The following is a 13,014-nucleotide window of genomic DNA, read 5'->3' on the forward strand; positions in this document are numbered from 1 at the left end:
AAATATTTTTATGCTAAAACCCCGAGATTTCGGGGTTTTATTGTTTTATCAATTTCGTATCTTTCAAGCTTAAAATATCCAGCGTATATAACCGTTTTAACATTACACCTTAATCACTAAATGAAAACAATTCTCCTGGCAGCCTGCCTTTCAACCCTTTCCATTGCCACTTATGCACAAAAAAAAGCAGCCGTAAAAAAACCTGTTGCTAAAAAAACAACTATAACTAAAACCACCAGGGTTATTTCTGGTTTAAGAACTGGGTTAGATTCTACCAGCTATGCCTTCGGAACCTCTATTGGAGCAGGGTTAAAAACGACCGGATTATCAGCTTTAAATTATGAGATGCTGATAAAAGGCTTGAAGGATTCATTTACAGGCGGAAAATTAATCTTAACACCACAACAGGCTCAGGAAAATATCAATGCAGCCATTACCAAAGCATCAGCTGTTAAAAATAAGGCTGAGGCTGAAGCCAATAAAATTAAATACGGACCAATGATAAAAGAAGGACAAGATTTCTTAGAAGAAAACAAAAAACGCGCGGGCGTACAAACGACTGCCAGTGGACTGCAATACGAAGTGATAACCGCTGGAACAGGCGTTAAACCTATCGCTACAGATTCTGTTTTAGTACACTACAAAGGAACTTTGCTAAACGGAAAACAATTTGACAGCTCATATGATCGTGGTGAGCCCATCAGCTTTCCGTTAAACAGGGTGATTCCAGGATGGACTGAAGGTGTACAATTGATGCCTGCAGGATCTAAATATAAATTTTTTATCCCATACCAACTGGCGTACGGCGAGCGTGGTGCCGGAGCTGATATTCCACCATATAGCGCTCTAATTTTTGAAGTGGAATTGCTAAAAGTTAACGGTAAATAGCCCGTGATTAAAACTTTATTTCGTATTCGATGTTAGCTATAAAAAAATAACATCAGTATGAAAAAGATATTACCTGTAGCATTAATCGCATTTTTATGCACTACCTTAAGCAGTTGTGAACTTGTTGGAGGTATTTTCAAAGCCGGCGTTTGGTCAGGCGTAATCGTAGTCGTAATAGTAGTAGCACTAGTGATCTGGATTCTGGCTAAAATATTTGGCGGCGGAAGAAGTTAATTTGAAAGGCACCTGGTGCTGAATCAAAATAAGAAAGCGTTGGGTTATACATCCAGCGCTTTCTGTTTATAAGCCATTATAGAAATATCATTTCATTGATGACCACACTACCGGCATGTTCATTTAACTTTTGTATAATGCCCTGACGAACCATTACCAGTTCATTTTTAATTACGGATGATTCTATTCTGATAAATAACTTTTTATCCTTTATATAGATTTGTGTAGTTCTATTTGCAATGGCGGTACCCATAATTTCCGGCCAGATAGCCAGGATGAATGTTTCATCAAATTTTCTACGTAAACGATATACATCAAGCATTTTGCTGATGGCATCTTTCATCGTTACATCATTCGGCTTACGCATGGCTTATTTGTCCTTCTTTAACTTCAAACAAAGTTACATCAACTTCTATTTTTTCAAAGACAGATTTTACTCTTTCTTTTCCGGTATCTGTAATAAAGATCTGCCCAAAATCCTGGTGAGATACCATTTGCATCAATTTCTGTACCCGGTGATCATCCAGCTTATCGAAAATATCATCCAGCAACAGCAGCGGTTTAAAACCTTTATTTTTTGCCAGGTAGGCATATTGCGCCAGTTTTAAAGCAATTAAAAAAGACTTCTGCTGACCTTGCGAACCAAATTTTTTCAGCGGCATATCACTGATGACAAAAGCGAGCTCATCTTTATGAATACCGGTTGTAGTGCGTTCTAACACCCGATCTTTTTCAACCGATTTTCGCAATAACTCATCAAATGGCATATCTGACAATTGCGATTGGTAATTTAAGGCAACTGTTTCTTTATTTTCGGTAAGGTACTGATAATAGTCGTTAAAGAGTGGAATAAACTCATCCATAAATGCTTTTCTGGTTGCGAAAATTTTGTTTCCCGCGATCACCAGTTGCTCATCCAGAATCTCCAGCAATGTCGGATCATATTTTCTGGTGATGGCGATTTGCTTTAAAAAAGCATTTCTATTTAAAAGAATGCGGTTGTAGGCAATGAGCTGATCAAGATAATGTGAATCGGTCTGAGAGATAACATTATCTATAAATTTCCTGCGCTCCTCACTACCTTCCATAATCAGGTTCACATCATATGGAGAAACCATCACCACAGGAAATAAACCAATATGGTCGGCAAGTTTTTCGTATTCCTTTTTGTTCCGTTTGAACTGCTTTTTTTGATTTCTCTTTACGCCACAGGTAATTTTATCATTTTTTTCATTGCGGTCAAAATCACCCTGAATCATAAACAGATCTTCTCCGGTCTTAATCTGCTGACCATCAATCGGGTTAAAATAACTTTTACACAGGCATAAATAATGAATGGCATCCAGCATGTTGGTTTTACCTGAACCATTGTTCCCGGTAAAAACGTTTACAGTATCTGAAAATCGGAGATCTGCATCGCAATAGTTTTTAAAATTTAAAAGCGTAATATTCTTTAACCACATAAATATGGCGCAATTTACCGTTTTTTAACCTCTAAATAACTAATGTTTAATTAAATACTTCAAAATAAAGGTTGATACTTTGATTGAAAAATGTATTTTTGCAATCTTAATTTTTTAAACAAACATGTCTACAACAGATAACCAGACTACTCAACCTATTAAAAAAGGTTCATTTTTACAGGAAAATAATAAGAGCTTGCTTTTTATCGCAGGTGCTGTAGTTTTATTAATCGGTGTATATTTTTGGTATCAAAATGTGTACTTAAAAGGCCGTGCTGAAGAGGCAGCAAGCAAAATGTTTAAGGCTGAATCTTATGTAGGTGTTGATTCTTTATACAATAAAGCAGTTAAAGGTGAAGGCGGTTACCCAGGCTTAGCACAAATTGCTGATGAATATGACAATACTAAATCTGCTAATTTAGCTAACCTTTATCTTGGCGGAATTTATTTACGTAAAGGTGAATATAAACAAGCTATTGATGCACTTGGAAAATATAGCGCAACTGGCAGCCCGGTTGCAGATCCATTGGCTTTAGGCTTATTGGGTGATGCGTATAGCGAACTGAAAGACTACAAGCAAGCTGCTACTTATTATAAAAAAGCATCAGACAAAGCCAGTAAATTTACTTCACCAATGTTTCTTAAAAAACTAGGTCTGGTAAATGAAAACTTGAAAGATTTTAACGGTGCGGTTGATGCTTACACCAAAATCAAGACACAATACCCTGAAAGTGCAGAAGCACAGTTGGTAGATGCCTATATCGCAAGGGCACAGGAACAGGTTAAATAACTTAAACGACAATATCACGAAAAAAGACCATTGAAAGATGGTCTTTTTTCGTTGGTGGAAATCTTAATTATTTCGGAAAAAAAAGCTTTTATAGAAATCGTACGACTAACTGTTCCCATTCCTCTTCCAGTGAAATTTGTGGCCGGCTTTCTTTTGCGTTCCTATACCAATAATCTGCATTCCAGGTATCGCCTTCTTTACGGTGTAAATAGGCATGAATCAGAGCGGAAATAGCATCATCCAAATGATCTACTTCATGGTGCGCTTGATCCCAATCACCTTTTCCATCAAACCAGAGTGCCTTTAATGGAACAGATAAACCTATGGGCGGATGATCAGATTTTAAGGAATCTTTAAATTCGATGAAAGTCATGAAGATGAAGTTTAAAAATGATGATTCGATGTTATTTATTAAAAGCAGTCATGGTATGTGCCGGACCAATCGTAACAAAACTTTTAATCAGTTCTACACTTTTATCAATAAGCGCAGGCAATTCCAGTTGTTCATTTTTATCAAACAGACCTAAAACGAAATCGATCTGACGACCTTTAGGATAATCATTCCCAATACCAAATCTTAAACGGGCATAATTTTGTCCGCCACAAACTTCCTCTATACTTTTTAGGCCATTATGACCAGCACTTGAGCCTTGTAATTTTAACCGGAGTTTACCCAGTGGGAGCGCCAGATCATCAACAATAACCAATACATTTTCAGGAGCAATTTTCAACTCCTTCATCCAATAATTTACGGCTTTACCGCTGAGGTTCATAAAAGTTGTAGGCTTGATGACATGAAGTTTTTTTCCTTTGAAACTCACTTCAGCATAATAGGCCAACCGGATATTATCAAAACTGCCCCCTAAGCCCTTCACCAATTCATCAGCAATATCAAATCCAATATTATGCCTTGTATGCGCATACTCCGGACCAATATTACCCAAGCCAACTATCAGATATTTCATGGCGCAAAGATATAATGTTTAATGGAAGATGAAAAATGGGTTTTATAAAACCTAGGGAGTAACTTTAGCTTCTGACGGGTAGCGTAGGTTAAGAAAAAATTTGAATAAAAAAGCGGTACAAAATTGCTTTTGCACCGCTTTTAATCTGTGAAATCACTTTAATCAGTGAAATCCTTGTACTATTTTTTACCTTTAGCAGCTTCAGTTTCTGCTTGTTTTAATGCTCTAGACATTGCAACAGAAACGATCGTATCTTCAGGAGTATTTGTAATGGCATAACCTTCAGCTTTAAGATCACGCACACGGTATAAACTACCTACTTCTAATTTTTCTAAGCTTACTTCAACATTTTGTGGCATGTTAGCAGGTAATGCTTTGATACGTAACTTACGTAATTTCTGAATCAATTTACCCCCCATTTTAACACCTGGAGAAGTTCCTGTTAATTTAACCGGAATTTCCATAACGATTTCTTTCTCGTCGAACAACTGAAGAAAATCGATGTGCATTAATACGTCAGTAAGCGGGTGAAACTGAGTGTCTTTAACGATCGCTTTAGTTTTAGTACCGTTTACATCAATTTCCACAAAATTTACTTCCGGGGTATAAATAACATCTCTTAAATCAGCAATAACCACTGCTAAGTGTTGTTGCTCTTTTCCACCATACAATACCGCCGGAACCTTACCTTCGTAACGAAGTTCCTTGGCATCGCGTTTCCCTACGTTCTCTCTTGGAGAACCGCTAATTGCGATTGTTTTCATTTTATTTATATTTATTTATTAGTAGCAAGTTTTAGTATCGAGTATTAAGACCTTAAGCCCTAAACTATTTAACCTTCAACTTTTTCAAACTCTCTTTTTGTTCAGCATAAGTTGTTTTGGCCTTTTAAATGCCTACCGCAACACGCTTAACGCTATACTTTAAACAAGTCGCTAATTGAACCGTGCTCATTTACATTGGCAATTGCCCTGGCAAATAAACTTGCGGTACTCAGCACTCTAATTTTTTCACTCTCCATTCTTAAAGGAATGGTATCTGTTACGATCAATTCTGTTAACACAGAATTTTCAACCGTTTCTATGGCTTTACCAGATAATACCGCGTGTGTACAGACTGCTCTTACGCTGGCCGCACCATTTTCCATAATCAAAGCCGCAGCTTTTGATAATGTTCCGGCGGTATCACAAATATCGTCAATCAACACTACATCCTGCCCGGTTACATCACCGATAATTGACATGGATTCAATTTCATTGGCCCGTTTACGGCGTTTATCACAGATAATTACTTCTGCATTGAAAAACTTTGCAAAAGTTCTGGCCCTGTATGAACCACCCATATCCGGAGATGCAATGGTTAAATTTGGCAGATTTAAACTTTTAATATAAGGTACAAAAATCACTGATCCATCCAGGTGATCTACCGGAATATCAAAGAAACCCTGAATCTGAGCCGCATGCAAATCCATCGTCATAATGCGGTGGATACCTGCTGATTTTAATAAGTTTGCTACCAATTTGGCGCCGATTGCTACACGTGGTTTATCCTTTCTATCCTGACGGGCCAAACCATAATAAGGAACAACTGCCGTAATATAATGTGCCGATGCCCTTTTAGCCGCATCTACCATCAACAAGAGTTCCATTAAATTATCACTAGGCTGATAAGTAGATTGGATTAAAAAAACATCGCAGCCGCGGATTGATTCGTCAAAAGAAGGCTGGAATTCTCCATCACTAAATTTGTGGATCGTAACATCACCAAGTGGCTTGCCGTAACTTTCGGCAATTTTCAGTGATAGTCCTCGTGAACCTGTTCCGGAAAATAATTTTACCGGGTTAAACTGCAATGGCATAATCCGTGTGTAGTTTACGGTTTAAAAAAAATCGGATCATGTTATTTAAAAACACGATCCGATGATAAATTTGTTGTCCGACCTGGATTCGAACCAAGACAAACAGTACCAAAAACTGTCGTACTACCCTTATACTATCGGACAAACTTTCCCGAGGTTAACCCCTCGTAAGGGAATGCAAATGTAGGAAGCTTATTTGAAATATGCAAGAGTCATTTTAAAAAATTTTTCAATTTTTTCTTACTCTTCCTTTTTGCATTGCAAAGATAAAAAAATCATCATATGCCGTGCAACATTTTATTTTTTTCTACGACATTTTTAATCAGGAACCACATAAATCATTTATTATCAAAGACTAAATTTTACTATGAATTATTCAAAGATCAACATCGCTATGGGTTGGCTGTGCTTTTTTATTGCCGCGCTCACTTATATCCTCACTTTAGATCAATCTGTAAGTTTCTGGGATTGCGGAGAATTTATTGCAGCAGCATATAGAATGGAAGTTGTTCACCAGCCAGGTGCACCAATGGTTTCCATGATCCAGCGGTTATTTTCTACGCTTGCCCTGGGCGATAAAACGCTGGTTGCCTATTTTATGAATGTATCTTCAGCTTTGGCAAGCGCAGGTACAATTCTTTTCTTATTCTGGACCATTACAGCATTGGCAAAAAAAACGATTCTTAAAAAAGAAGAAGAAATAAGCACCTCTAAATTAATCAGTATCATGGGTGCCGGTCTGGTAGGCGCGCTGGCTTATGCTTTTTCTGATAGCTTCTGGTTCTCGGCCGTTGAGGCTGAAGTTTATGCCATGTCATCGCTCTGCACCGCAATAGTATTATGGGGAATATTAAAGTGGGAATCTCATGCAGATGAACCAAAGGCTGATCGATGGTTACTATTCGTAGCGTATATGATGGGTATTTCGATTGGCATACATCTTTTAAACCTATTGGCTATCCCAGCACTGATCTTCATATATTATTTCAAAAAGCATCCAAATCCCCGCTTGAAAAATGTGATTAAAGTTTTTGTCATATCAATTCTGGCATTGGCAACTGTACAATTTGGAATTATACAATACCTGGTCTCATTTGCGGCGAACTTCGATTTTTTCTTTGTAAATACATTAGGTCTTGGCTTTGGCAGTGGTATTCTATTTTTTGTGTTATTACTTAGTTGCGGACTGGTTTATGGAATCCATTACGCTATCCGCAAGCATAAAAAAGCATTGAACATAATTCTGCTGTTTACAACGCTGCTCATTTTTGGCTACAGCTCATTCGCTATTTTAATCATCAGGGCACATGCGAAACCAAATTTGAATAACACAGACCCTGAAAATGCTTTTAACTTTTTAAGCTATGTTAACCGATCTCAGTATGGTGATCGTCCTTTACTTTATGGTGAAAATTACAATTCAGAAAAAATCGACATTAAAGAAACCGGAACGCTTTACAGAAAGGGGAAAGACAAATATGAATCTGCCGGAACCAGATCAGAATATGTTTTTGCTGACAAAACTTTAATGCCACGAATGTATAGCGATAAGCCTGAACACATCAATTTTTACAAAAACTACATGGGTTTTGATGATGCACATCAACCAACTTTAATGGATAATTTAAGTTATATGTTCTCTTTTCAGACCGGGCAAATGTACATGCGCTATTTTATGTGGAATTTCGTGGGCAGGCAAGATAATGAAGACGGACAATTAGGAGGCCTTAATGGTGCCTGGTTAAGTGGCGTTAAGCCAATTGATGCTTTGAGGCTGGGCAATCAAAGCCATTTGCCACCATCTATTACAGAAAACAAAGCCTATAACCGTTTTTTCTTTCTGCCATTGATTATCGGATTAATTGGTGCTATCTGGCACTTTAAACGCAATCATAAAGATGCAGGAGTAATTGGATTATTGTTTGTATTTACCGGAGTTGCAATTGTGATTTACCTCAACTCAGTACCAATAGAACCCCGCGAAAGAGATTATGCTTATGTAGGATCTTTTTATGCCTTTGCCATCTGGACTGGCCTGGGTGTTTTAGGGCTGAAAGATTGGCTCTTTCAAAAACTTTCACCGGCAAAAGCGGGCCTGTTTGCATCATTTACCGCAATTTTAATGGTGCCGGTATTGATGGCTGTTCAAGGATGGGATGATCATGACCGTTCAGAAAGTCATGTTGCTCATGATATGGCTGTTAATTATCTGGAATCTTGTGCGCCTAATGCCATTCTTTTTACTTACGGCGATAATGACACTTATCCGGTTTGGTATGCACAGGAAGTGGAAAATGTTCGTCCGGATGTACGGGTGGTTAACCTGAGTTTGTTTACTGCCGATTGGTATATTGATGGTTTGAAGCGGAAACAGAATCAATCGGAACCTTTGCCAATAACCCTTAAACCAGAACAATATGTTGCCGGTACCCGGGATGTCATGTATTACCAGGATTATAAAATTGCACAACATGTTGAATTAAAAGATATTCTGGAAGTATTGCTATCAGATAATGATGCAGACAAAGTAACGATGAATGATGGCACTAAATATAATATCCTCCCTACCCGGAATTTAAAATTAACAGTAAATCCCAAACAAGTTTTAGATACCGGAACGGTGCCAAAAGAAGATGCAGGAAAAATTGCTGAAAGCATGGAATGGACATATACGGGGAATTATGTCAGCAAAGGTACCTTAGCTTTGTTTGATATTCTAACCCATAACAATTGGGAACGACCAATATATTTCACCAGTGCTATGCCAGATGAGCAGTACATCGGACTGGATAAATACTTATATACAGAAGGCCTTAACAAGCACCTGTTGCCGCTGAAATCAGATCCTTCACAAGCTGACGGTAAGGATCTGATTAACCCAAAACCGATGTTCAATAACCTGATGAACGTATACGGGTACGGCAATATTAAAAATGCGAATCACCTGGACAGACAGTCAGCTGATGATGTGACTTATGTTTCAAATATGTTTAGCGGGCTGTTAACTAAATTAATTGATGAGGGAAAAATTAATGAAGGTAAAAAAATAGCAAATCAATACTTTCAGGTGATACCTGACAAATTTTATACCATGCGCCAGGTGGTAAGTACTTTCTATTTTACAGAAAGCCTTTATCGTTTGAATGATTTAAACCGGGCAAATGCAATGATCAGCAAATCCGCCAATCACATCAACAAAGAGCTGACCTATCTGGCTGACGTTTCTGAAAGCAAAGATCAACTCGCATCAGCGCAAAACGTTCGTATTTACCTTACCTATCTTGCTCAGATGGTCAAGCTGACGCAAACATTTAAGCAGAACGGGTTGAGTAAGCAACTTGAAAATCAATACAACGAATTAATACAAAGATTTACCCCATTTGCCTCAAGCTAAGTAAAAATACATTTAAACCTAACCCATAATCAGCATCTATGATTCTGTTTATGGGTTTTTATTTTTTTCACCACATTTAAAAGGCAATAAAGTACCTGGTAAAATAACCTGCAGCCGTTAAAATTTGTTAAATCAATCTAAAAATTTACCAGTTTTATCGACTAGAATAGTTAATTTCGGCAGCATTTTTATGTGAAAACAATTTTTTAATATCATTAAATAACCAATGAATTATTCTAAAGTCAATAATATAGTAGGCTGGATCTGCTTTCTAATTGCTACCATAACTTATGTTTTAACCCTTGAGCCCTCTGCAAGCTTTTGGGACTGCGGAGAATTTATCGCATCAGCATACAGAATGCAGGTGGTACACCAGCCAGGCGCACCATTATTCTTAATGATCCAACGCTTCTTCTCTATTTTTGCCTTTGGTGATGTTACAAAAATTGCCTACTGGATGAACATTGGTTCTGCAGTATCAAGCGGTGCTACGATCATGTTCTTGTTCTGGACGATTACGGCATTGGCTAAAAAAACACTGGTTAAACCAGGCGAGGTGCTTTCAAAAAGTACGTTAATCAGCATTATGGGTGCCGGAGCGGTTGGTGCGCTGGCTTATACCTTCTCAGATAGTTTCTGGTTTTCTGCAGTAGAATCAGAAGTTTATGCTCAATCATCCTTATTTACAGCTATTGTATTCTGGGCAATTCTAAAATGGGAATCTCATGCCGATGAGCCGAGAGCCGACAGGTGGCTGTTATTTATTGCCTATATCATGGGTTTATCTATTGGTATTCACTTACTAAACTTATTAACCATTCCGGCAATTGCTTTTGTATATTATTTCAGAAGAACAGGCAAAGCGACTACCGCTGGTATTTTTAAAACCCTGATTGCTGGAATCTTAATTTTAGCTGTTATTCAATATGGCATTATTCAATATTTAGTCTCCTTCGGTGCCTATTTCGATTTATTCTTCGTGAACACTTTAGGTCTTGGCTTCGGAACAGGTGTGCTGTTTTTTGCGATCGTATTAATTGGTTTATTGGTTTGGGGAATCAGGTACTCCATTAAACACCAAAAGAAATTATTAAACCTGGGCTTGATTTCAACAGTACTCATTATTTTCGGATATGCTTCATTCTCCATGATCATCATCCGGGCAAAAGCTGATCCAAATTTAAATAATAGTGCCCCTAAAGATGCTTTCTCCTTTTTAAGCTACCTTAACCGTGAACAATATGGTGACAGGCCACTGGGCTATGGACCTAACTACAACTCTGAACGGACCGGAATTAAAGAGGGGGGAAAAACCATCTGGAGAAAAGGGAATGATAAGTATGAAAAAGCAGGCACAAAAACGGAATACGAATACAACAACAATACTTTGCTCCCCCGTATGTATAGCGATGATGCCCCTCATGCCGCATTTTATAAAGAATGGATGCACCTTGATGATGCTAAAAAGCCAAACCTGGCAGATAACGTAGGTTTCTTATTCAGCTACCAGATCGGTTACATGTATATGCGTTATTTCGGATGGAATTTTATTGGCCGCCAGAATGATGAACAAGGTCAGGGAAGCGGTTATGAAGGAGAATGGTTAAGTGGCATTAAAGCTTTTGACTCTTGGAAAATTGGCGATCAAAGTCATTTGCCCCCATCAACAGTTGATAATAAAGCTTACAACCGCTTCTTCTTTCTGCCATTGATTATTGGCTTGTTAGGTGCCATCTGGCATTTTCAACGCAATCAAAAAGATGCCGGTGTAGTGGCTTTACTCTTCTTTTTTACCGGTATTGCCATTGTTTTATACTTAAACCAAAAGCCCTTAGAACCTCGTGAACGTGATTATGCTTATGTAGGCTCATTCTATGCCTTCGCGATATGGATTGGACTCGGGGTTCTGGCCATTCGAGAGTGGGTACTCAAAAAGCTGAGCCCAACCGCCGGTGCCATTGGCGCTACCGTGATTGGATTACTGGTTGCACCTGTAATTATGGCTGAACAAGGCTGGGATGATCACGATCGTTCTACAAAAATGGTGGCACATGATATTGCACTGGATTATCTTCAGTCATGCGCATCCAATGCCATTTTGTTTACTTATGGCGATAATGACACTTATCCGCTCTGGTACATCCAGGAGGTTGAAAATGTTCGCCCTGATGTCCGCATTGTGAATTTAAGCTTATTCGATACAGACTGGTACATTAATGGTTTAAGACAGAAACAAAATCAATCTGAGCCATTGCCAATCACCATGAAACCTGAACAATATGTACAGGGAGAAAGAGATGTAATGCCTTTCGATGATTATAAAATTGCGGGTAATGTGGAACTTAAAAACATCGTGGAATTACTTTTATCCAATGATGACAATGATAAAGTAGCCATGCAGGATGGTACTAAATCTAACTTCCTGCCTACTAAAAATTTCAAAATCACCATTGATCCGCAACAGGTAATCAGTACAGGAACCGTTTCTCCTGCCAATGCAGCAAAAATTACTCCTGAAATGGACTGGACATTCAACAAAGGGTATGTTACTAAAGGTACTTTAGCCATGCTGGATATCCTGGCACACAACAACTGGAAAAGGCCAATTTATTTTGCCTCTACTGTACCTTCAGATCAATACAATGGTTTGGATAAATACTTATACAGTGAAGGCCTGGCCTTACGCTTGATGCCACTTAAACCAGATACTGCTAATAATGAAGAAAGGGCTGAACAGTTAAATACTCCAGTTCTTTACAACAACGTAATGACCAAGTTTAAATGGGGCAACATGAAAACTGCCACTTATTTAGATCCGCAATCATCAGATGACACCTTTATTTTCACCAATATCTTCAGTAACCTCGCCGGAAGTTTAATTAAAGAAGGAAAAAATACCGAAGCTAAAAAAGTGGTAGATAAATATTATGAAGTGATGCCACAACGGTTCTTTGGCATTCGTACTGTAGTGGTAAAATATTACATGGCCGAAAATCTGTATAAGTTAGGTGAAACAGCCAGGGCAAATGAAATTTTAACACAATCAGCAGATTATATCAATAAAGAACTTATTTTCCTGAGTGATATTTCGCAGTCTAAACGTTCACTAACCGGATCGCAAAATGTGCAGACAGGCCTCTACTATTTAGACAGAATGATTAAAACCAGCAAGGCTGCCGGCCAGGAAAAGGTAAGCACACAACTGGAAAAAATATTTGCTGGATTGGAGGCTAAATTTTCAGGTTATTATGGGCAGCAAGGCCCGGGGCAATAAACTTAATGATTAAAATATAAGCTTACAAAGCAGTTACATTTAGTTGTAGCTGCTTTTTTTTGCGCTTGCGCTCGTTTCTAACGAGTGCAAGAATAGCCTTACGATTTTATCGTAAAAAGATGCATAAAGATTAATTTGGCATATAAGT

The 13,014-nt window shown here is 38.1% G+C and carries 11 protein-coding genes; 5 read left to right on the forward strand and 6 right to left on the reverse strand.

Translation table 11 applies throughout. The features are described from left to right. Positions 1-120: 120 nt before the first annotated feature. Positions 121-888, forward strand: coding sequence for an FKBP-type peptidyl-prolyl cis-trans isomerase (locus CBW18_RS00920; RefSeq protein WP_088299387.1), 768 nt, complete (start codon positions 121-123; stop codon positions 886-888). Positions 889-945: 57 nt separating this feature from the next. Continuing rightward, the gene (locus CBW18_RS21310; protein ID WP_172406415.1) at positions 946-1,122 is read left to right on the forward strand and encodes a hypothetical protein; all 177 of its coding nucleotides are present in this window, start codon (positions 946-948) and stop codon (positions 1,120-1,122) included. A gap of 76 nt (positions 1,123-1,198) precedes the next feature. Here the strand turns inward: CBW18_RS21310 and CBW18_RS00925 are convergent, their stop codons facing one another. Next, positions 1,199-1,489 carry a DUF721 domain-containing protein gene (locus CBW18_RS00925; RefSeq protein WP_088299388.1) on the reverse strand — a complete coding sequence of 97 codons (291 nt, stop codon included), beginning with the start codon at positions 1,487-1,489 and terminating at the stop codon, positions 1,199-1,201. Continuing rightward, positions 1,482-2,585, reverse strand: a complete 1,104-nt coding sequence (locus CBW18_RS00930) for a DNA replication/repair protein RecF (protein WP_088299389.1) — start codon at positions 2,583-2,585, stop codon at positions 1,482-1,484. Before CBW18_RS00930 ends, CBW18_RS00925 begins: the two co-directional genes overlap by 8 nt. A gap of 124 nt (positions 2,586-2,709) precedes the next feature. On the opposite strand from CBW18_RS00930, the gene CBW18_RS00935 reads away from it, so the two are divergent. Next, positions 2,710-3,375 carry a tetratricopeptide repeat protein gene (locus CBW18_RS00935; protein ID WP_088299390.1) on the forward strand — a complete coding sequence of 222 codons (666 nt, stop codon included), beginning with the start codon at positions 2,710-2,712 and terminating at the stop codon, positions 3,373-3,375. Positions 3,376-3,463: 88 nt separating this feature from the next. On the opposite strand, the gene CBW18_RS00940 is transcribed toward CBW18_RS00935, so the two are convergent. The 4 genes from CBW18_RS00940 to CBW18_RS00955 all read right to left on the reverse strand — a co-directional run bounded on the left by CBW18_RS00940 (position 3,464) and on the right by CBW18_RS00955 (position 6,198). Next, positions 3,464-3,748: a hypothetical protein gene (locus CBW18_RS00940; protein ID WP_088299391.1), complete on the reverse strand. Its 285-nt coding sequence runs from the start codon at positions 3,746-3,748 to the stop codon at positions 3,464-3,466. Between the two features lie 31 nt (positions 3,749-3,779). Next, positions 3,780-4,340 carry an aminoacyl-tRNA hydrolase gene (pth, locus tag CBW18_RS00945; RefSeq protein WP_088299392.1) on the reverse strand — a complete coding sequence of 187 codons (561 nt, stop codon included), beginning with the start codon at positions 4,338-4,340 and terminating at the stop codon, positions 3,780-3,782. A 179-nt stretch (positions 4,341-4,519) separates the two neighbouring features. Further along, positions 4,520-5,104, reverse strand: coding sequence for a 50S ribosomal protein L25/general stress protein Ctc (locus CBW18_RS00950; protein ID WP_088299393.1), 585 nt, complete (start codon positions 5,102-5,104; stop codon positions 4,520-4,522). A 152-nt stretch (positions 5,105-5,256) separates the two neighbouring features. Further along, complete coding sequence (locus tag CBW18_RS00955; protein ID WP_088299394.1) at positions 5,257-6,198, reverse strand: ribose-phosphate pyrophosphokinase; 942 nt, start codon at positions 6,196-6,198, stop codon at positions 5,257-5,259. 367 nt (positions 6,199-6,565) lie between these two features. Here CBW18_RS00955 and CBW18_RS00965 point away from each other — a divergent pair, with 367 nt between their 5' ends. Both CBW18_RS00965 and CBW18_RS00970 read left to right on the forward strand, forming a co-directional pair. Continuing rightward, on the forward strand, positions 6,566-9,592 hold the full coding sequence (locus CBW18_RS00965) for a DUF2723 domain-containing protein (RefSeq protein ID WP_088299395.1): 3,027 nt from the start codon (positions 6,566-6,568) through the stop codon (positions 9,590-9,592). Between the two features lie 226 nt (positions 9,593-9,818). Then, positions 9,819-12,866, forward strand: a complete 3,048-nt coding sequence (locus CBW18_RS00970; RefSeq protein WP_088299396.1) for a DUF2723 domain-containing protein — start codon at positions 9,819-9,821, stop codon at positions 12,864-12,866. Positions 12,867-13,014: the final 148 nt, after the last annotated feature.

The organism is Pedobacter sp. AJM, assembly GCF_002197755.1.
Classification (GTDB): Bacteria; Bacteroidota; Bacteroidia; order Sphingobacteriales; family Sphingobacteriaceae; genus Pedobacter.

Excerpts from the sequence above, each read along its gene's own strand:
- CBW18_RS00965 (WP_088299395.1), top strand. The coding sequence starts at position 6,566 with ATGAATTATTCAAAGATCAACATCGCTATGGGTTGGCTGTGCTTTTTT.
- CBW18_RS00950 (WP_088299393.1), bottom strand. The coding sequence starts at position 5,104 with ATGAAAACAATCGCAATTAGCGGTTCTCCAAGAGAGAACGTAGGGAAA.
- CBW18_RS00955 (WP_088299394.1), bottom strand. The coding sequence starts at position 6,198 with ATGCCATTGCAGTTTAACCCGGTAAAATTATTTTCCGGAACAGGTTCA.
- CBW18_RS00930 (WP_088299389.1), bottom strand. The coding sequence starts at position 2,585 with ATGTGGTTAAAGAATATTACGCTTTTAAATTTTAAAAACTATTGCGAT.
- CBW18_RS00970 (WP_088299396.1), top strand. The coding sequence starts at position 9,819 with ATGAATTATTCTAAAGTCAATAATATAGTAGGCTGGATCTGCTTTCTA.
- CBW18_RS21310 (WP_172406415.1), top strand. The coding sequence starts at position 946 with ATGAAAAAGATATTACCTGTAGCATTAATCGCATTTTTATGCACTACC.
- CBW18_RS00925 (WP_088299388.1), bottom strand. The coding sequence starts at position 1,489 with ATGCGTAAGCCGAATGATGTAACGATGAAAGATGCCATCAGCAAAATG.
- CBW18_RS00940 (WP_088299391.1), bottom strand. The coding sequence starts at position 3,748 with ATGACTTTCATCGAATTTAAAGATTCCTTAAAATCTGATCATCCGCCC.
- CBW18_RS00920 (WP_088299387.1), top strand. The coding sequence starts at position 121 with ATGAAAACAATTCTCCTGGCAGCCTGCCTTTCAACCCTTTCCATTGCC.
- pth (WP_088299392.1), bottom strand. The coding sequence starts at position 4,340 with ATGAAATATCTGATAGTTGGCTTGGGTAATATTGGTCCGGAGTATGCG.
- CBW18_RS00935 (WP_088299390.1), top strand. The coding sequence starts at position 2,710 with ATGTCTACAACAGATAACCAGACTACTCAACCTATTAAAAAAGGTTCA.